The following is an 18,361-nucleotide window of genomic DNA, read 5'->3' as shown; positions in this document are numbered from 1 at the left end:
CTGCCGCCACGGATGCTCGTCTTCGACCGCACCACCGCGATCGTGCCGGTGGACCCGGCGAACACAACGCAGGGCGTGCTCCGGCTGACCGGGCGCGGCGTGGTGACCTCACTGGTCGCGCTGTTCGAACAGGTGTGGGCCAGCGCCGTCCCGCTGGGAGCGAGCAAGGCCCGCGACCGTCAGGGCGTCACGCCACAGGAAAGGGAACTGCTGAAGCTGCTCAGCCAGGGCCACACCGACGACTCCGCCGCCAAGCGGCTCGGCGTCTCCGAACGGACCTGCCGCCGGATGATGGCCGACATCATGGAACGCCTCGGCGCCCGCAGCCGCTTCGAGGCCGGCCTGCTCGCCGCCCGCGCCGGCTGGCTCTGAACCCGGCTCGGCGCGCGAGGCGTGACGCAATCCCATGCGCGCCGACAACTTGACAGCAGCCGCCCCGGCTCCTGACCGGAACCGCGGCGGCTGCCCTCTCATCGATCGGGTCAGAAACCGGCCCACAGCCCGCCGGCGGGCCACATCAGCGCACCACCGGTCAGACTGCCGCCGCCGGTGCCCCCGCCCGCCGGGCGCGCCACCGACGACCGCAAGCGCCGCCAGCGTGCCGTGCCACCCCCACAGGGCCACGCCGCCCGCCGGGGCGCGCCATCGCGGGGCACCCCACCACACCGGGGGTGCGTCGCCACGACAGCGGACATGAAGGTTCTGGGCTCGTGGCCACGCAGGCCCGGTTGCGCGGATATGTCGGCTCCGGACAGACGGACCGCGCCCTACCGAGGGTGATCAGTCTTTGTCTGGTGGTTCCTGCCTATGGATCAGTTCGAGCAGGGCGGGTACCCAGTGCGTGCCGTAGCGGCGACGGAGTTCGGTCAGTTGCCAGTCCCGGCCGGTCACCACGCTACGACACAAGGCCGAACGACATCGGCATCGCATCGCGAAGTCGGCGCTGGCGCAGCCCGTCACCCGCGATCGAGGACGGACGCACCTTGACATCGGGGTGCAGCCAGCAGTCGGGTTCAGGGATGTCCAACACCCATCCACCTTGGCCGACACGCCAGCTCAACGCAGCCGCAGAGGGGCGCCGCCGCGATAAATCCGGGCGCCGGCGGCGTCCGGATTTATCAGGTATTTGTCGGTTCAGTCGTGGATTGACAGGACGATCTTGCCGCGGCCGTGGCCGGTCTCGATCTCGCGGTGGGCCCCGGCGGCCTCGGAGAGCGGGTAGACGCGGCGGATGTGCCATGTCGTCTCGCCCGCCGCGTACAGGGCGATGAGCTCGGCCAGGGCCTCGGCGCTGCGGCGGCCCTGGATGCTGCCGAGGCCGAGCTCCTCGATGCGGTCGTGCGCCACCAGGGTGACGATCCGCTTGCGGTCCTCGACCAGCTCCAGGGACGTCTCGAGGGCCTCGCCGCCGGCGCCGTCGATCGCGGCCGTCACGCCCTGCGGTGCCAGGGTGCGGACGCGCGCGGCCAGGCCCTTGCCGTACACCACGGGAATCGCGCCGAGCGAGCGCACATAGTCCTGGTTGGATTCGCTCGCGGTACCGATGACGGAGGCTCCGAGGAGGCGGGCGAGCTGGACGCCGGCCGTGCCGGTCGAGCCCGCGGCCGCGTTGATGAGCACGGTGTCGCCGGGGCCGACGCCGATCGCGGACAGCGCGAGGCGGGCGGTCTGCCAGCCGGCCGTGAAGCCGCCGGCCACCTCCCAGGACACGCCCGGCGGCTTCGGGGTGACCTGGTCGGCGGCGACGACGACGTACTCCGCGTAGGCGTTGAACACGCTGAAGCCCAGCACCTCGGTACCGACGGGGATCTCCGGCGTGCCCTGGTCGACGACGCCGGCGAACTCGTTGCCCGGGATCTGGGGCAGGGTCACTGTCGCATACGGCGGGACCCAGCCCCGGCGCAGCCTCGCGTCGAACGGCTGGACGCCGGCCGTTACGACCCGCACCCGCACCTGGCCGGGGCCGGCCTGGGGTTCGGGCAGGTCGAGGGTGCGAAGGACGCCCGGCGGGCCAGGTTCGGCAAACGCTGCAGCTCTCATGGGTACCGACTGTGCGACCTCAAGCCCGGTTGAGGTCAACAGAAAATGCGGTAGCGTGCATGCCGCGCGGATGTTCTCAGGGAGTCGGACAATGGTGAACGCGAAGGACTGGGTCGTTGTCGGGCTTGACAACGGCGGCACTGCGAACAACGCCACGGTGCTCGATCGCGAAGGCTCGTTCCTGGTGGACGGGCTGGTGGAGGTGCCGAGCCGGGTGCTCGACGGCCCCGAGGCGGCCGTGGAGTCCCTCGCCGGGGCGTTCGAGAACATCCTGGCCGTGACCAAGGTCGACCGCTCCCGGGTCGTCGCCGTCGGCCTCGACACGCCCGGCCCCGCCAGCGCCAACGGCGTCATCTCCTCCAAGGGCGCGACCAACTTCTCCCAGCCCGACTGGTGGGGCTTCGACTTCCGCGGCGCGCTGGAGCAGCGGCTCGGCCTCCCGGTCGTGTACAACAACGACGGCAACGCGGCCGCGCTCTACGCCCACCACGTGTACTTCGGCGCCAACTCCCACATCAAGTCCTCGGTCTCCGCGATCGTCGGCACCGGCCTGGGCGGCGGCGTCATCGAGCAGGGCAAGGTCATCAAGGGCGCGGCGGGCATGGCGGGCGAGCTCGGCCACGTGCACATCCCGATGCACGGCCTGCTCGAGGAGGGCCAGCCCCTGCCCAGCTGCGGGTGCGGCTTCCTCGGCGACGTGGAAAGCGTCTCGTCCCTGACCGGCATCGTGCGCAACCTGCTGCCGTACTGGCTCACCCGATACCCGGACCACCCGCTCCACCAGGCAGACTCCATCAAGGCCGCCGCGAAGCAGGTCCGCTCGTACGCCGAGCAGGGCGACGAGCTGGCCCTGAGGATCTTCGAGCAGCAGGCCATGGGCCTCGGCCGCCTCTTCACCATCTCGGCCAACTTCACCGACCCCGACTGCTACTTCGTCGGCGGCGGCGTGGTCGAGGCAGCGCCGCACTTCCGCGACTGGTTCCTGGCCCGCGTACGCGAGCACACCCTGCTCCGCGAGGAACAGGCCGCGGTTGCGGAGTTCGCCCTGGTCCCGGAGCGCGACATGGCCGGCGCGAGGGGCGCCGCAATCGCCGCCGCCGGCACGGTAGTGGTCTGAACCTTTCACGTGTCACAGGTCCGAACCTTTGATGCGTCAGACGCGACCAGCTCCGCCACGGCTTCGGCGCCCCGCCGGGCCGCCTGCAGCGCCCGCCACGTCAGGTACACCCCCGCCCCGGCGACCAGCACGCCGACAAGTCCCACCACATCGGACAAATTACCCGGCGGACGGTTCGCGCGACGCAAGGTCCGCGCAAATACGGGCAACGCGGCGGCGCACCTGGGCGACCCGCCCAAGTGCTGGGAGAATCGGCGGAATGAGCAACCTGGAAGGCCAGCCGACCGAGGCGGAGCTGCCCGTCGAGACGGAAACCGGGCCGTGCGCCGAGCTGCTCGAAGGGCGTGACGTACCCCTCGGCCGATACACCGTCGTCCGGCGCAGCCTGCCCAACAAGACCCGGCGCACCGTCGGGGCGTGGTGCTTCCTCGACCATTTCGGGCCCGAGGACGTGACCGGGCGGCCGGGCATGCGCGTGCCGCCGCATCCGCACATCGGGCTGCAGACCGTGAGCTGGCTGCTCGGCGGCGAGGTACGCCACCGCGACAGCCTCGGCTCCGACCAGGTCATCTACCCGGGACAGCTCAACATCATGACGTCCGGGCGCGGCATCGCCCACTCGGAGAACTCGCCGACCGAGAAGCCGCCGATGCTGCACGGCCTGCAGCTGTGGGTCGCGCTGCCGCAGGAGAGCCGCCACCGCGCCCCGGCGTTTCAGCATCTCGCCGAGCTGCCCGAGATTTCGGATAAATCGGTAAAAATCCGGATTGTCGTCGGGGAGCTCGAGGGCGCCACGTCCCCGGCCGAGGTCCACAGCGAGCTCCTCGGCGCCGACATCGAGCTGAGCGAGCATGCCCGGACCGACATCCGCGTACGCCGCGACTTCGAGCACGCCGTCGTCGTCACCGAGGGCACCGCGCGCGTCGAGGGCGTCGACGTCGCTCCCGGTTCGCTGCTGTACCTCGGCGCCCACCGCGACACCCTCCGCCTCGAGACCGGGGAGCGCTCGCGCCTGTTCCTGCTCGGCGGTGTCCCGTTCGAGGAGGAGCTCGTCATGTGGTGGAACTTCGTCGGCCGCTCCCACGAGGAGATCGTCGAGGCGCGCGAGGACTGGATGAAAGGTTCGGACCGCTTCGGCACGGTGCCGGGCGGCGAGGAGCCGCTGCCCGCCCCGCCGCTCCCGACCACCCGGCTGATGCCGCGCCCGCGCTATCGAAAGCACTGATCGACCGCAATCCGCGGACCCGCTACAGCAGTTTCCAGAGATGATCGGCGGTGCCGTTGTCGTCGAACTGCACGACCTGGGCGCTGTTCGCCGTGGACATCCCGGAGACGCCGAGCACCTTCATGCTGTGCTGGACCTGAATCCGATACCACCCGTCACCGTTGTCGATGAGCCGCCACAGGTGGTCAGCGGAGCCATTGTCGTCGTACTGCTGCACGAACGCGCTGTTGGCCTGCGACATGTTCTGCACGGCGAGCAGTTTCCCGCTGTTCTGGTTCTGGATTTTGTACCACCCGGAGCCCGCGTCGATCAGCCGCCAATTGTGATCCGCGGTCCCGTTGTCGTCGAACTGCACGACATTGGCGCTGTTCGCCGTCGACATGCCGGCGACGCCGAGCACCTTCAGGCTGTTCTTGTTCTGGATGCGCTTCCAGGAGATCGGTGCCGTGGTGCCCTCGACGAGCCACTCGAGAATGCCGCTCGAGACGCCGGCCTTGAGCTGCACGACCACGCGCAGCGCTGTTGTCGTCACCGCATTGAAGGTGACCCGGTTGAAGGTGTTGAGCGCGGTACCGTACGCCGACGCCCCGCTCACCGCGGTCCATTGCCCGGATGCGTTGAGGTACTGCAGCTGCCACGACTGCGGCACCCGGCACTGCCCGACGCCGGTGTCGTCGAACCAGTACAGCGAGACCGCGCCGGTGTTGATCGGCGTCGCGTACGTCAGCTGGGCCCACTCGCTGGTCCCGAGATGGTCCCACCAGGTCATCCGCGGGACGCTCTGATCGCCGGAGCTGCCGGGCACCTTCCCGTCGTTGATCGCGCCGACGCTGTCGCCGCCCCAGCACCACGACGCCGACGGGGTGGCCGGGATCGACCACTCGATCGCGTCGGCCCCATCACTGACGCGCGGAAACGTGGTGATCCGGACACGCTGCGCACCCATCGGCAGCAGCGTGACGGACTCGTTCGGCTGCGTGGAGCGGGCCGGGCTCTGCTGCAGGGTGCGGACGATCCCCTCGGCGTCGGCCTGCCAGTTGGGGATCTTGCGCCCGGTGACGGTGAGTGAGATCGGCGCTCCGTCGCGCGTGAACGGATTCGCGGCCAGGGGGCCGGGCTTGCGGGTGACGGTGACGCTCGGGCTGTTCGGGTCGAGCAACAGACCGTAGTTCCACGCCGAGTTGGCGTACACCTCGTTGGACGGCCACGCGTCGGTGCCCCCGATGCGCTGCCAGCGCTCGGCGATGGACAGCGAGAAGGTCAGCGGCCCGTTGTCGACGCTGATCGCGTTGCCGTTGCGGGCCCAGGTGCGCACGGTCGTCCGCATCGGCAGTGTCACGGTGACGCTGTCACCGTTGTTGAAGGTCTGGTCGAGGATGACGAATGAGCCGGGCTGCAGCGCGCCGGAGACGAGCGTGCCGTTGACGCGCACCTGCGCGCCGGTCGACCAGCCGGGGATCCGCAGGTACAACGGGAAGCTCACCGCCCCCGGCGTGCTCACTGTCAACGTGACAGTGTCACCGAATGGGTAGTCGGTGTCCTCGACGATGGTGACGGTGGTGCCGTTCGCGCCGACCTTCGCGGTCACCTGCGAGGCGCCGTACATCGCCGCGCACAGCCCGTTGTCCCAGGTCGCGAACCACAGCTCCTGCGCGTAGTACGGCCAGCCCATGCCGTAGTTGTGCGGACAGCAGCGGTAGTTGTGGATGCCGGTCATGTAGGCGAGCATCGGGAAGCCGTTCTGGAACTGCCCCTGTGTCAGTGTCGCGTTGGTGAGCGCGATGCTGTTGGCGCACGTGATGTAGTGGACGCCCTGCTGCGCCGGATCGAGCGCGGCCGGCAGCGAGTTGAACGCGAGGTCCTCGCAGCGATCCAGCCACACGGAGTCACCGGTCATTCGCGCCAGCATCTGGTGCGAGTGCATGAACTCGACGATGCCGCAGGTCTCGAAGCCCTGCCGGGGGTCGGTGTACCCGGTGCGGCAGTTCTCGTCGCCGGCGAAGCCGCCGCCGGGGAAGCCGCCGTACAGGCTCATCACGGTGTTGTAGTCGTTGTACGTCGCCTGCGGGAACTTCGGGTCGGGGTCGAGCAGCCCGAACTGCGCCGGCTCGCGGAACCCCTGCGCGAGGTTGACGTTGTGCCAGTTCGGGATGCCGTTGGTGTAGTCGGCCGACCCTGCGTGGATCTTGCGGACCAGGTCGAGCAGCCAGCTCTCGCCGGTGCGGTTGTACAGCCAGTAGACGCTGTCGATGTTGTCGCCCCAGCGCAGGGCCGCCCAGCTGCGGTTGAACACCGCCGCCGGCTGGGCGTTCTGGAACTGGAAGTACTTGCGCATGAACGGCACGATCCGCGAGTCGCCGCTGTACTCCGCGAACGAGCGCAGCGCGTCGAGCAGCGGCATGTGCGGCCAGAAGTCCGGACCGTTCTCGAGGCTGGTGCGCAGGCTGTTGGGCCCGAAGAACCCGTCCGAGGCCTGGTTGGCGATGATCCCGTCGATCCACTGGCGCGCCAGCGTCAGGATCCGGGTGTTGCCGGTGACGTACCCCAGGTCACCGAACCCGCGCAGCCAGTAGGGCAGCTCCTCCCAGGCGCCCTTGGTCTTGTCGACCCAGCCACAGTTGTTGTACTGGAGGTAGTCGGACACCTCGGTCATGCGCCCGCAGAGCCCGTCGGCCTCGATGTTGAGCTGCGTGCGAATCCAGCCGCGCGGCTGCACGGCGCCCGGCGGCAGCTTCAGAAACGGGGTGGCCTTGAGCGGCGCGAGGTTGGGCGTGTACTGCCCGCCGCGCGCGCCCGCGGTGACCGTCTTGGCGGTACGGACGGCGGCCTCGGCCACCCCGGCGACGGCGGTGCTGAGCGCGATCGCACCGCCGGTGACGACGGCCCCTCGCGCGACGAAGGTCCTGCGGTCCATGTTCGGACTCCTTTGCTCCTGGCGGGGAACATCGATGCCCGATTATGCAAGGAAACGGTCATTCATGAAAGAACTCGTGTGTTTTTGTTGACTTCCAGGTAGCCGCCTGTGCGCTCTCCACCCTCACCGACCGTCACGCGGCGACACGTCAGCGCGCCCTCACTCTTGGACGACTCTTGGACGCAGCCTCACCCCCAACGCGACCTAAGCCTCCGTCGCAACGCCGGCCTCGCCGGTCGCCTGGTACCACCGCACTCCCCCGGCCACGGCCAGCCCGATCCCCGCGGCGAGCGCGACGACGACGGCCCATCTCCCCCAGGACGGCCCGGCGAGCGTCCCGTACCGGAACACGGCCGAGTCCCCGAACCCGACCATCACCGCAAGACAGGCCCCCGCTATACCCACGACGATGTCGACCCGCTTGAACACCAGCAGGATTCCGGCCGCGACCACGCCGACCCCGGTCACCAGCGGCCACAGTCGCGCCAGCAGTTGCACCCCGACCCCGTCGGCCGGCGATGCGGCGAGCCACGCGGACGCCACGATCCACCCGGCCACGATCCCCCCGCCGACGATCGCAACCGCCGCCAGCGCTCCGCGCCACCGCCACAACAGCCCGACGCCCACACCGGCGAGCAGCCCGCCCGCCCACCACCAGCCCGTTTCCGGCGTTTCGGCCTCCGCGACGGTACCGCGCACAATCCCCGCCTCCCGCTGGTCGACAAGCAGCGGGACACTCCAGGCCCGCGCCGGAAGATCGCGCGCCCGCTCGTCATGCCAGCGCACCCGAGGCTCGGACGCGACCCGATGCCACTCGGGCGCCGCCGAGGCATCCCCGCCGGTACCGCCCCCGCTCAACGCCCGACTGGCAAACCAGGTAGGCGCCTTCCGATTCTCATCGACCCCATCGGCAGTGACGCGAAGAAACTCCTCCCCCTGCAACCCGAGCACGACAACTTCCCGCCCCGAGTGATTGACAAGCTCGAGCCGCGCACCCCCTTCAACGGCCCGAACAGCAACCCCAGCAACGGAAACCGACTCGACCCGCACGACGTACCCAACAGCAACGGGCGCATCGGCCCCATGCGCCGCGGCGGGAGTCCCGTACAAAAGAACCGCCCCAACCCCGACACCAACGGCGACCACCCACCGCCAGAGACCCCGCAACCACAAGTCACGAGTCACGAGCCCTCCCCCCTCAAGTGGCACCCAGGCCTTCCCACAGCCACGTTCACCGCCAGCCAACAGCCGCCGCTGGCCCCGCCACCACCGACCGCGCGTGCGCCAAGCCCTGCGGCACCGCCGGCCTCTCGTTCCCAAGGCCGACCCACCACGACCAGCGAGCGGCACGGCACGATGCCGGCCAGCACGACACACCCGACCGACACCGCAACACGAGCAGCGACCGCCGCGGCACAACGAACCGACAGCGCGACTGGTCGCGGTGGTGGGGTCGCTCGGGCGGGACCGGCTCATCCGGCCCGGGCAGCCGCAATCGCGGCGACGAGGTCGGCGCGGGCCCGCGCCACGCGCGAGCGGATCGTGCCGACCGGGACGTCCTCGATCTCGGCGGCCTCCGCGTACGAGACGCCGAGCACCTGCGTCAGGACGAACGCCACGCGGCGTTCGGCGGGAAGGGCACCGACCAGGGCGTTCGTGGCGTGCAGGCCAGCGTGGTCCCCCTCGGCCAGCGTCGTCGGCTCGGCCACGACCCGGGCCTCCAACCGGCGCGCACGCGTCGCCGCGCGCACCTGGTCGGCGCACGCGCGGCGCGCGATGGCCAGCACCCAGGTCCGCGCCGAGGAACGGCCCGCGAACTCGGGCAGGGCTCGGAACGCGCGCAGGTAGGTGTCCTGCGTCACGTCATCGGCGTGCGCCACCCCGACCAGCGCGGCGACGAACCGCCACACCTCCGTTTGGGTCGCCCGTACGAAGGCGGCCGCGGCCCGCTCGTCGCCGGTCCGCGCGGCCAGCAACGCCGCGGTTGCCGCATCCACCTCGCCGTCGGCGTCACCAGTCACGGCAGCGAGCCTAGCGCCCCAGGCTGACAATCCTCCTTCCGCCTCACCTGGGTGTGCCCGCGCGGCTACCGCAGAACTGGTTGAAATCCGAACCGGAACCCGTCCGCCCGGCGACGTCACAACGATCAGGCCGGCGGCCCTCGGCCAAGGGATGAACTACAGGAACGTGGCCAGCCGGACGCCCTCCGCACAGCCGCCGAGGAAGACGCCGGGCCCGGGGGCAGAACGGCGAGAGCGGGGACTCCCGAGCAAGACCCGGCCCGGACGACAGGCCGGCCGGGCGCAGGAGGACGCACACGCGCCGACCGAGGCACGGGAGCAGGAGAGGAACGAGCAGGAGAGGGACGAGCAGGAGAAGAAGAGGAACGAAGAGCAGCAGGATCAGACAAGGGGCCAGCGCCAGAAACGGGAGCAGCAGCCGGCGCGGGAGCAGGAGCCGACGCGGGAGCAGCACCAGAAACGGGAGCAGCGGCCCGAACGGAAGGAACGGGCAACAACACGGGAGCCGCACCGGCGGCGGAAACAGGAGCAGCGGCCGGAGACGCGGGAGCAGCAGCCGAAACATGAACAACGGGCAAAGACACCGGAACAGCCCCGGCAGCGGGAGCAGAAGCAGCGGCCGGAGACGCTGGAACGGCAGCCGAAACAGGAGCAACGGGCAGAGACACCGGAGCGGCACCGGCGGCGGGAGCAGAAGCAGCGGCCGGAGGCGCTGGAACGGCGGCCGGGGCGGGAGCGGTGGGCTGCGACGTCCGCGCGGCGGTGGGAGCGGGGCCGGCGCGGCGTGTGGGTGCAGCGGTGGGAGTGTGGGGGCGGGCCGTGCGGGCGTCGCGCTCGGCCCACTGGGCGGTGATCTCCGCGGTGCGGGCCTCGCGGTCCAGGCGGGCCAGTCGCTCCGCGTGGCGCCGCTCCAGGCCGCGGCGGCGCGCCTCGGCGAACTCGGACCTGATCGCGGCGCGGCGGGCGTGGCGGCGGCGGTGCTCCTCCAGCATCGAATCCAGCCGGTTGCGCCACTCCGCCGGGTCGATCGCTGTCAGCACCTCACTCATGCTGACAACTTAGAACAGGGGTACGACAAAAAATCAGGACCGGCGGCGGGCCAGGACCGCGGCGGTCACCGCGGCCGCCACGGCCAGGCCGCCCAGGGTGAACCAGAGCGGCGTCAGGCTGCCGCCGGCCGGCGACGCGGGCGGGGCGGCCGCGCCGGAGGGGGCGGTGGCCGGGATCAGGCAGGCGACCTCGGTGGGCTGTGGCGTGGCGGTGGCCGGTGCCACCTGGATCAGGGCCTGGCAGTGGCCGTTGACCGGGGCGGCCAGGTCGATCGCGACGCGCCAGGCGCCCGGGTCCAGGGTGCCGCTGTACGTCTGGGTGCCCCGCTCGTCGCCCGTCTGCCGCAGCACGGACGGGGCGAGCGAGGCGGCGCCGTCGGCGGAGGCGGCCATGGTGACCGTGGTGGGCTCGCTGATCGGGTGGCCGTCCTGCCACTGGGCGGTGATCCAGACCGAGCCGTGGCCGTCGGAGTGGATGGTTACCGATGCGCCGCCGTGCGCCTGAGCCGGCGTCCCCACCAGCAGCAACAGCACGACGGTCGCGATGAGTGCCCCGATGCGCGCCGCCATCCGGGGAACCCTACGGCATGGCGGGGATCGACTCCGGGCGGTCGTCGCGCACGTAGACGATCATGTCGCCGGTCTGGATCGAGGTGCCCTCGGGCTCGGCGAGGGAGAGCACCTTGCCGCGGCGGAACAGGGCGATGACCACCTCGCTGAGCTCGCGCGGCGACGAGCCCACCTCGTCGCGGCGGGCCGAGCGCATCGCCAGCGCCATGCCCTGGCCCGGCGTGAGCAGGTCCTCGACGACCTCGATGAGCGGCGGTGCGGTGGTGGACAGGCCGAGCAGCCGGCCGGCCGTCGCGGAGGAGACGATGACGTGATGCGCGCCGGACTGGCGCAGGAGGGGCGCGTTCTCGGCCTCGCGCGCCGCGGCGATGATCGACACCTTGCCGGCGGTCAGCTGGCGGACGGTGAGCGTGACCAGCACCGACGCGTCGTCGCTGTCCGTGGCGATGATGATGGCCTTGGCATCCCGTACGCGCGCCTCCATTAGCACGGCCGAGCGGGTCGCGGAGCCCTCGACGGCGACCAGGCCCTCGGACGTCGCCTGGCGCAGCGCCGCGCGGTCACTCTCCACGATCACGATGTGTGACTTGTCGAACCCGTTCTCCAGCAGGGTGCCGACGGCCGCACGGCCCTTGGTGCCGTAGCCGCAGACGATGACGTGGTTCTTCACGCGCTTCCTCCATCGCTGCAACCTGAGGTTGGTGCGGTACTGGTCGGTCAGGACTTCGAGGGTGGTGCCGACGAGAATGATCAGGAACACCACACGGGCCGGGGTGATGATCACGATGTTGACCAGCCGGGCCGAATCCGACACCGGGGTGATGTCGCCGTATCCGGTCGTCGACAGCGTCACGACGGCGTAGTAGAAGCAGTCGAGCAGCGACATCCCGTCGTCGTTGACGTCGCGATACCCGTCGCGATCGACGTAGATGATCGCCACGATCACGAAGACCAGCGCGACGGCGAGGCCGAGGCGGGCGCTGATGGCACGCAACGGCCCACGCCGTACGGCCGGAAGGTGGATCACGAAATCCACCATAAGCGTCGGGTGTGACAACTTCGCTCGTGGGTAGTCCCCGGCACTCCGGCGAACCGGGTTTGGGCACCGGCGAAGGGGGAGGCGTGTCATGTCGGAACATGGCCCGAGGGTGGGTGTCCTCGGCTCCTACGGTGGCTACAACCTCGGCGACGAGGCGATCCTGGCCAGCCTGCTGTCGGACCTGCGGGCCAGGCGCCCGGACGCCGACATGACGGTCTTCTCCCGTGACCCTCAGCACACCGCACGGGAGCACCCCGGCGTCACGGTGGCGGCGTGGGAGGGCGTTGGCCGCGACCGTACCGCGGAGGCTCTTTCCCGCCTTGACCTGCTCGTCCTCGGCGGCGGCGGGATCCTCTACGACACCGAGGCGCGCCGCTACCTGCGGGTCGTTCGCACCGCGCAGGAGCAGCGCGTGCCGGTATTCACGTATGCGGTGGGCGCCGGCCCGCTCACCGAGGAGCTCGACTGCACGATGGCGCGCGACGTCCTCGGCGCCGCGACGGAGGTGACCGTCCGCGACGAGGAGTCGAAGGTGGCACTGGAAGAGGCGGGCGTGACCGCGCCCGTCTTCGTGACCGCTGACCCCGCCCTGCTGTTGCAGCCGGAAGAGTTCGACGCAGGCGCATTGCGCGACTCGCTGCCGCCGGGGCGGCGGGTGGTCGGGATGAGCGTACGCGAACCGGGCCGCGCCGCGCAGCACCTGGCCGCCGACGAGTACCACCAGCTGCTCGCCCACGTCGGGGACTTCATCGTGCACCGGCTCGACGCGTCGCTGGTCTTCGTGCCGATGGAGCGCTCCGACATCCGCCATTCGCACGCCGTGCTCTCGCGCATGACCGCGGCCGAACACTGCCGCGTGCTCAACGGGCAGTACCGCCCGGGCCAGGTGCTGGACCTGATGCGGCACCTGGACCTGGCCGTCGGCATGCGACTGCACTTCCTGATTTTCGCGGCCCTCTCAGGTGTACCGCTGCTGGCACTGCCGTACGCCGGAAAGGTCTTCGACTTCGCGCAGCGCATCGGCGCGCCGGTTCCCCTGGGGGTCGTACGAGAGGCGGCCGGGCCGCTGATCGCGCAGGTCGACCGCCTGTGGGACGAGCGGCCGCAGCGCCAGGAGGAGATCGCCGCGCGGGTCGCGGGGCTGCGCCAGCGCGCGACCGAGACGGGGCGGCGCCTGGGCGCGCAGCTGGACCGCATCGCGCCGGTCGCCGAGCGGGAGCCGGTGGTGAGCGCGTGACCGACCCCGAGCGCGGCGGATGGGCCGGCCGGCCGCAGACCCGGCCCACGGACCGGGCCATGCCGTTGCTACGAGCGCTGGACGGTGATTGGGTCGTGCCCGTGCCGTTCGCCGGCGGGCGGCGCGGGGAGCGGGCGTGAGCGCGCTGGAGCGGCCGAGCGGGCTCGCGCCGGTGCGGCTGCCACCGCGAACGGCCATCCACGGCGGGCACACCGAGGTCCTCGTCGTGGGCGGCGGGCCGGCCGGGTTCGGCGCCGCGATGGGTGCGGCCGCGGCGGGGGCCGAGGTCGTGCTCGTCGAGCGCTACGGGTTCCTCGGCGGCAACGCCACGGCCGCGCTCGTCATGCCGCTGATGAGCTTCCACAACGAGATCAAACAGGCCGTGGGCGGCGACGAGAACCGTCTGTTACCGACCGATCACGGCGAAGGCGAGCCCGTCGTCGCGGGTGTACTATGGACCCTGCTCGATCGCCTGGTCCGCGCAGGGGGCGCCATCCCGCCGGATCCGAGCACTGGTTACACCGTGCCTTTCGATCCCGAGATCTTCAAGCTCGTCACTTACGACATGCTGGACGGCTGCGGCGTTCGACTCCTGCTGCATGCCTTCGCCTCGGATCTCATGCCGCTGCCCGAGGGCGGTTCGCGCTGCGTGTTCGAGACGAAATCCGGCCCGGTCGTGCTGGACGCCGACGTCGTCGTCGATTGCACCGGCGACGGCGATCTCGCCGCGGCGGCCGGCGCGCCCTATGAGATCGGCCGCCCCGAGGACGGCCTGACCCAGCCGATGACGCTGATGTTCCGCGTCGGCAACTTCGATCGGCAGGGCTTCCTCGACTACGTGCACCAGCACCCCGACCAGTGGAGAGGAGTACACGGACTATGGGACCTGATCCGCCAGGCGCGCGACGCGGGCGAGCTCGAGCTGCCGCGCGAGGACATCCTGTTCTTCGCGACACCGCACCCGGACGAGGTGTCGGTCAACTCCACGCGCTTCGGGGGCCTCGGCATCAGCGTGTGGGACCTGACCCGGGCCGAGCTGACTACGCACCACCAGCTCGCGCAGATCGCGCGGTTCCTGCGCAACCGGGTGCCGGGCTTCGCCGAGTCGTACGTCATCCAGAGCGGCGTGCAGGCCGGCGTCCGCGAGACGCGCCGGGTGCTCGGCGACTACCAGCTGACCGGCGAGGACGTGCTGAGCGCGCGCTCGTTCGACGACGTCATCGCGCGGGGCGCTTACCCGGTGGACATCCACAACCCCAACGGCCCCGGCACGATCCTGCGCCGCGTGCCGCAGGGATGCTCCTACGACATCCCGCTGCGCACGCTGCTCCCCCGAAACACCGACGGCCTCCTGGTAGCCGGCCGCTGCATCTCCGGCGACCATGTCGCGCACAGCTCCTACCGGATCATGCCGATCTCCATGGCCACCGGTCAGGCGGCGGGCGTCTGCGCGGCGCTGGCGGCACGCATCGGCAAGGCGCCGCGCGAGGTCCCGGCCGAGCAGGTCCAGCGGGTGCTGCGAGCCCAGGGCGCAAGCCTCCCGACGTAGATTGGTCCTTTCATTCGGCGGCGCACGTGCCGCACGCTGGTGCACGTGCTGGTACACCCGTGGGATGCCCTGATCGACGAGGCCGAATGGCGGCAATGGCTGGCCGGCCACGACTTCGGCCAGCTCATCGCCCCGGGCCGCGACCGCGACCTGCCCATCGTGGTCCCGACCCACTTCTCGTTCGACGGCGACGCCCGCGTGTGGCTGCACCTGGCGCGGCCCAACCCGGTGTGGCTGGCCCTGGAAGAGCGCCCGAGGGCCCTGCTCACGGTGATCGGCGACTACGTCTACGTGCCGTCGGACTGGAACGCGAAGCCCGGCACCGACCCCCGCGACGGCACGCCGACCTCGTACTACGCCTCGGTCCAGCTCTCCTGCGACGTCCGGGTCGTCGACGACCCGGCGGAGAAGGCCGCGATCCTGCGCCGCCAGCTGTCCCAGTTCCAGCCCGCGACGGACCGCACCCCGCTGCTCCGCGACGACCGTCAGCTGCCCGGCATCCGCGGCATCGAGCTGACGATCACGTCGGTGGCGGGCAAGTTCAAGTACGCCGGCAACCGCACCCCCGAGCACCGCCACGAACTCGCCGCGCGCCTGGCCGCCCGCAACGGCCCGATGGACGCCGAGGCCCGCGCCCACCTGCTGCGCCGCCTGCCCACCTGACGCGCCACCCGCACGCCGCCCACCACGCCACGCACGGCCCGCCTGCTACGCGATGCCGCGCCCGCACGCCCACCACGCCACGCACGGCCCGCCGAACACGCCACGCTGCGCCCGCACGCCCGACACGCCACGCACGGCCGCCGCGGCCGCCCGCCACGCCGCACCTGCCTGCCGCGCACGAACGCCCGCCGCGCACAAGCGCCGCAATCGCCACGCCGCGCTCGCCCGCCACGCCGCGCTCGCCCGCAGTGACGCGCGGCCTTGACGCGCAGCGCCCGCCCCCCGCCGCGTACGTGTGGCCGACGGGTACGCATGGCCGCCGTGCGTGCTCCCGACGCGCGGGCACGTCCCGCGCGCCCGCCGTGTCCGCAGCTGGGAGTTGCTCACCGACGCCGAACTGATAGCCGCAATGGTTACCGGAATCCGACCGCGGTGTTCAACGCGGTCGGATTCCGGGCACGCGTACACCGCAGCCACCCACCGTCCCGGAATGCTCGGATTCGTCCGTCCGGTTGTGGTCGAACGGGAGGGGAGCATCGCAGGAACGGGGGGTGTGCGCGCCGCGACCGAGGCGTCAGGATCGGTGGATGGCGACCACCGTTACCGATCGTGCCACCGTGAGCCGGCGCGTCTCCACCAGCCGACGCGACCTGCTCGTCGCCCTCGCCACCGTCTGGCTCGCCGGTGGGCTCTTCATGGACGGGTGGGCCCACACGCACGTGCCGGCGCTCGAGACGTTCTTCACGCCGTGGCACGGGGTGTTGTACAGCGGGTACGCCGCCCTGGCCATCAGCCTCGTCCCCGCGCGGCTCTGGCGCGGGCGGCCCGAAGGGCCGATGCGGGGGTGGGTGCCGGCGGGGTACGGGCTCGGGCTGCTCGGCGCGATCCTGTTCGCCGTGGGCGGGCTGTCCGACATGCTGTGGCACATCACGTTCGGGATCGAGGTGGACCTGGAGGCGCTGCTCAGCCCGCCGCACCTGCTGCTGCTCACGGCCGGCACCCTGATGATCGCCACGCCGATCCGCGCCGCGGCGGCGAAGCGCGGGGCGACGGGGTGGTCGCTCGCCGCCGAAGCGCCGGTGCTCATCAGCGCGACCAGCGCCACGGGCGTGGCGGCGTTCTTCCTCGACTATCTGTCGCCGTTCACGGATGCGCCGGCGGCCATGAGCGGGAACGACAACGGGGAGGCGCTTGGCATGGCGCAGTACCTGACGTACTCGGTGCTGGTCATCGCCGCGATCCTGTACGCCTGGACGCGGCTCGAGCGGGTGCCGGCCGGGCTCGTCACGCTGGTGGTGGCGGCGGCCTCCGTGCCCAATGGGGTGTTCGCCGACTTCGAGAACCTCTCGGCGCAGCTCTGGCCGCTGCTCGGCGCCGTCATCGCCGACGTGGCGGTGCAGTGGGTCGCCGCGCGGCGGCCGCGGCTGGTGCCGCTCGGCGTCGGGGTGCTCGTTCCGCTGCTCGTGTGGCCCACGCACCTGGTCGGGGTCGAGTTGTCGCTCGGCGTGGCCTGGTCCCTCGAGCTCTGGAGCGGCGTGATCGTGCTGACCATGCTCGCCGGCGCCGTCCTCGGCGGCCTGTTGCTGCCGCGAACCCGCGCGGACGCCGGCTGAGGAGCGAACCAACACACCGAGCGCGGTGGCGGTTACAGTCGCGTACGTGGATGACCTGTTGCCGGAGTGGGTGGCGGTTGAGGTTGCCGCGGAGGAGGACTACTCCGCGGCGTTGTTGCCCGCCGAGGCGGCCGGGCTGAGTGCGCGGGCCGTCGAGAACCGGCGGCGGGAGTTCGCGGCGGGGCGGGCCTGCGCGCGAAGGGCGCTCGGGCGGCTCGGTGTGCACGGGCGGGCCCTCCCGACCAGCGGGAACCGGGCGCCGGTCTGGCCCGAGGGGACCACGGGCAGCATCACGCACACCGGCGGGTACTGCGCGGCGGCCGTGGGGCTCCGGTCCGACGTGCGGGCCGTGGGGATCGACGCGGAGCGGCGCACGATCCTGCCGGACAACGTACGCGGCTCGATCTGCCTGCCCGAGGAGCTCGCCTGGTGCGCGGAGCGCGCCGACGAGGACTGGTGGCCCACGGTGCACTTCTCGGCCAAGGAGGTCGTCTTCAAGCTCTGGTCGCCCATCGTCGGCACGTGGCTCGATTTTCACGACGCGCGGCTGACGATCGACGTGGCCGCCGGGGAGTTCGAGGCGCGGATCGTTGCGGAGCGGCTCGCGAAGACGCCCGGAGCGCCGGCCGTGCTCCGCGGGCGCTTCCACGTGGCCCCGGGACTGGTCCGCAGCGCCGGTGTCGTGACAGCGAAGGAAGCCGAGGTCTAGCAAGCAATGGAAGAACAGTGGGGAGGGAGCGGGTTGCGGCCGTTGCCGAGCTCAGTCGTCGAGCTGTTGCGCGCCGTCGGGGCGCCGCCACGGCTCGGTGCCCATCTGCGGGCCGTGCACGACGTCGCCGTAGAGATCCTCGACTGGCTCGGGGACGACGTGGCTGTCGACCGGGAGGCGGTGCTGTTCGGGGCGGCCACCCATGACATCGGCAAGGTCCGCTTCCCCGGGGAGCTGTCCGGGGCCGGCGCAGAGCACGAGCCGGCCGGCGAGGCCCTCCTGCGCTCCCTCGGCGTCGAGGACCGGCTCGCCCGCTTCGCCGCCGTGCACGGGCGGTGGGACCGCGGCGACGCGACCGTCGAGGAGCTGCTCGTCACGCTCGCCGACAAGGTCTGGAAGGGGCGCCGCGAGGCCGGTCTGGAGCAGAAGATCGCGGAGATCCTCGCGGCCGCCACCGATGAGCCGGTCTGGGCCGCCTTCATGCGCCTCGACGACGAGCTGACCCGCATCGCCGACGGCGCCGACGACAGGCTCGCCTTCCAGGCCAGCTTCCCGATCGAAGCCGACTAAACCGAAGTATTCGACAAAACCGACACGGCCAGCAGGGCTACCGAA

General features: G+C 71.3%; 17 protein-coding genes. 10 read left to right on the top strand and 7 right to left on the bottom strand.

Annotated elements, in window-relative coordinates; all coding sequences use genetic code 11:
* A partial coding sequence (locus ACGFI8_RS34705; protein WP_392811071.1) for a LuxR C-terminal-related transcriptional regulator occupies positions 1–372 on the top strand: 372 nt, incomplete at its 5' end.
* 523 nt (positions 373–895) lie between these two features.
* On the opposite strand, the gene ACGFI8_RS34700 is transcribed toward ACGFI8_RS34705, so the two are convergent.
* Together ACGFI8_RS34700 and ACGFI8_RS34695 are read right to left on the bottom strand one after the other, a co-directional pair.
* Positions 896–1,027: a hypothetical protein gene (locus ACGFI8_RS34700; protein ID WP_392811070.1), complete on the bottom strand. Its 132-nt coding sequence runs from the start codon at positions 1,025–1,027 to the stop codon at positions 896–898.
* Between the two features lie 107 nt (positions 1,028–1,134).
* Complete coding sequence (locus ACGFI8_RS34695; protein ID WP_392811069.1) at positions 1,135–2,040, bottom strand: NADP-dependent oxidoreductase; 906 nt, start codon at positions 2,038–2,040, stop codon at positions 1,135–1,137.
* A gap of 91 nt (positions 2,041–2,131) precedes the next feature.
* On the opposite strand from ACGFI8_RS34695, the gene ACGFI8_RS34690 reads away from it, so the two are divergent.
* Together ACGFI8_RS34690 and ACGFI8_RS34685 are read left to right on the top strand one after the other, a co-directional pair.
* The gene (locus tag ACGFI8_RS34690; RefSeq protein ID WP_392811068.1) at positions 2,132–3,157 is read left to right on the top strand and encodes an ROK family protein; all 1,026 of its coding nucleotides are present in this window, start codon (positions 2,132–2,134) and stop codon (positions 3,155–3,157) included.
* A 259-nt stretch (positions 3,158–3,416) separates the two neighbouring features.
* A complete protein-coding gene (locus ACGFI8_RS34685) occupies positions 3,417–4,382 on the top strand; it encodes a pirin family protein (RefSeq protein WP_392811067.1) in 966 nt (321 codons plus the stop codon).
* 22 nt (positions 4,383–4,404) lie between these two features.
* Here the strand turns inward: ACGFI8_RS34685 and ACGFI8_RS34680 are convergent, their stop codons facing one another.
* The 5 genes from ACGFI8_RS34680 to ACGFI8_RS34660 form a co-directional block, all read right to left on the bottom strand.
* Complete coding sequence (locus tag ACGFI8_RS34680; RefSeq protein WP_392811066.1) at positions 4,405–7,296, bottom strand: RICIN domain-containing protein; 2,892 nt, start codon at positions 7,294–7,296, stop codon at positions 4,405–4,407.
* A gap of 204 nt (positions 7,297–7,500) precedes the next feature.
* Complete coding sequence (locus tag ACGFI8_RS34675) at positions 7,501–8,082, bottom strand: hypothetical protein (RefSeq protein ID WP_392811065.1); 582 nt, start codon at positions 8,080–8,082, stop codon at positions 7,501–7,503.
* 686 nt (positions 8,083–8,768) lie between these two features.
* The gene (locus ACGFI8_RS34670) at positions 8,769–9,317 is read right to left on the bottom strand and encodes a sigma-70 family RNA polymerase sigma factor (protein ID WP_392811064.1); all 549 of its coding nucleotides are present in this window, start codon (positions 9,315–9,317) and stop codon (positions 8,769–8,771) included.
* Positions 9,318–10,399: 1,082 nt separating this feature from the next.
* Positions 10,400–10,936 (bottom strand): hypothetical protein, encoded by a 537-nt coding sequence (locus tag ACGFI8_RS34665; RefSeq protein ID WP_392811063.1) that lies wholly within the window; start codon positions 10,934–10,936, stop codon positions 10,400–10,402.
* A gap of 10 nt (positions 10,937–10,946) precedes the next feature.
* The gene (locus ACGFI8_RS34660) at positions 10,947–11,963 is read right to left on the bottom strand and encodes a potassium channel family protein (RefSeq protein ID WP_392811062.1); all 1,017 of its coding nucleotides are present in this window, start codon (positions 11,961–11,963) and stop codon (positions 10,947–10,949) included.
* 100 nt (positions 11,964–12,063) lie between these two features.
* Here ACGFI8_RS34660 and ACGFI8_RS34655 point away from each other — a divergent pair, with 100 nt between their 5' ends.
* From ACGFI8_RS34655 to ACGFI8_RS34625, 7 genes are all read left to right on the top strand, one after another.
* Positions 12,064–13,212, top strand: a complete 1,149-nt coding sequence (locus ACGFI8_RS34655; protein WP_392811061.1) for a polysaccharide pyruvyl transferase family protein — start codon at positions 12,064–12,066, stop codon at positions 13,210–13,212.
* Positions 13,209–13,352, top strand: a complete 144-nt coding sequence (locus ACGFI8_RS34650; protein WP_392811060.1) for a hypothetical protein — start codon at positions 13,209–13,211, stop codon at positions 13,350–13,352. The genes ACGFI8_RS34655 and ACGFI8_RS34650 overlap by 4 nt, the downstream gene beginning before the upstream one ends.
* The gene (locus ACGFI8_RS34645) at positions 13,349–14,761 is read left to right on the top strand and encodes an FAD-dependent oxidoreductase (RefSeq protein ID WP_392811059.1); all 1,413 of its coding nucleotides are present in this window, start codon (positions 13,349–13,351) and stop codon (positions 14,759–14,761) included. Before ACGFI8_RS34650 ends, ACGFI8_RS34645 begins: the two co-directional genes overlap by 4 nt.
* Positions 14,762–14,806: 45 nt before the next feature.
* Entirely contained in the window at positions 14,807–15,424 is a 618-nt protein-coding gene (locus ACGFI8_RS34640; protein ID WP_392811058.1) for an FMN-binding negative transcriptional regulator, read from the top strand.
* A gap of 587 nt (positions 15,425–16,011) precedes the next feature.
* Complete coding sequence (locus ACGFI8_RS34635) at positions 16,012–17,037, top strand: hypothetical protein (RefSeq protein WP_392811057.1); 1,026 nt, start codon at positions 16,012–16,014, stop codon at positions 17,035–17,037.
* Positions 17,038–17,083: 46 nt separating this feature from the next.
* The gene (locus ACGFI8_RS34630; protein ID WP_392811056.1) at positions 17,084–17,746 is read left to right on the top strand and encodes a 4'-phosphopantetheinyl transferase; all 663 of its coding nucleotides are present in this window, start codon (positions 17,084–17,086) and stop codon (positions 17,744–17,746) included.
* A 42-nt stretch (positions 17,747–17,788) separates the two neighbouring features.
* Positions 17,789–18,316 carry an HD domain-containing protein gene (locus ACGFI8_RS34625; protein WP_392811055.1) on the top strand — a complete coding sequence of 176 codons (528 nt, stop codon included), beginning with the start codon at positions 17,789–17,791 and terminating at the stop codon, positions 18,314–18,316.
* The last annotated feature ends 45 nt before the right edge of the window (positions 18,317–18,361 follow it).

Origin of the sequence: Dactylosporangium sp. NPDC048998, from assembly GCF_043197855.1 — a bacterium.
Taxonomy (GTDB): domain Bacteria; phylum Actinomycetota; class Actinomycetes; order Mycobacteriales; family Micromonosporaceae; genus Dactylosporangium.
Note: the sequence above shows the minus strand (reverse complement) of the source record. Positions and strands in the feature narration are given on the sequence as shown.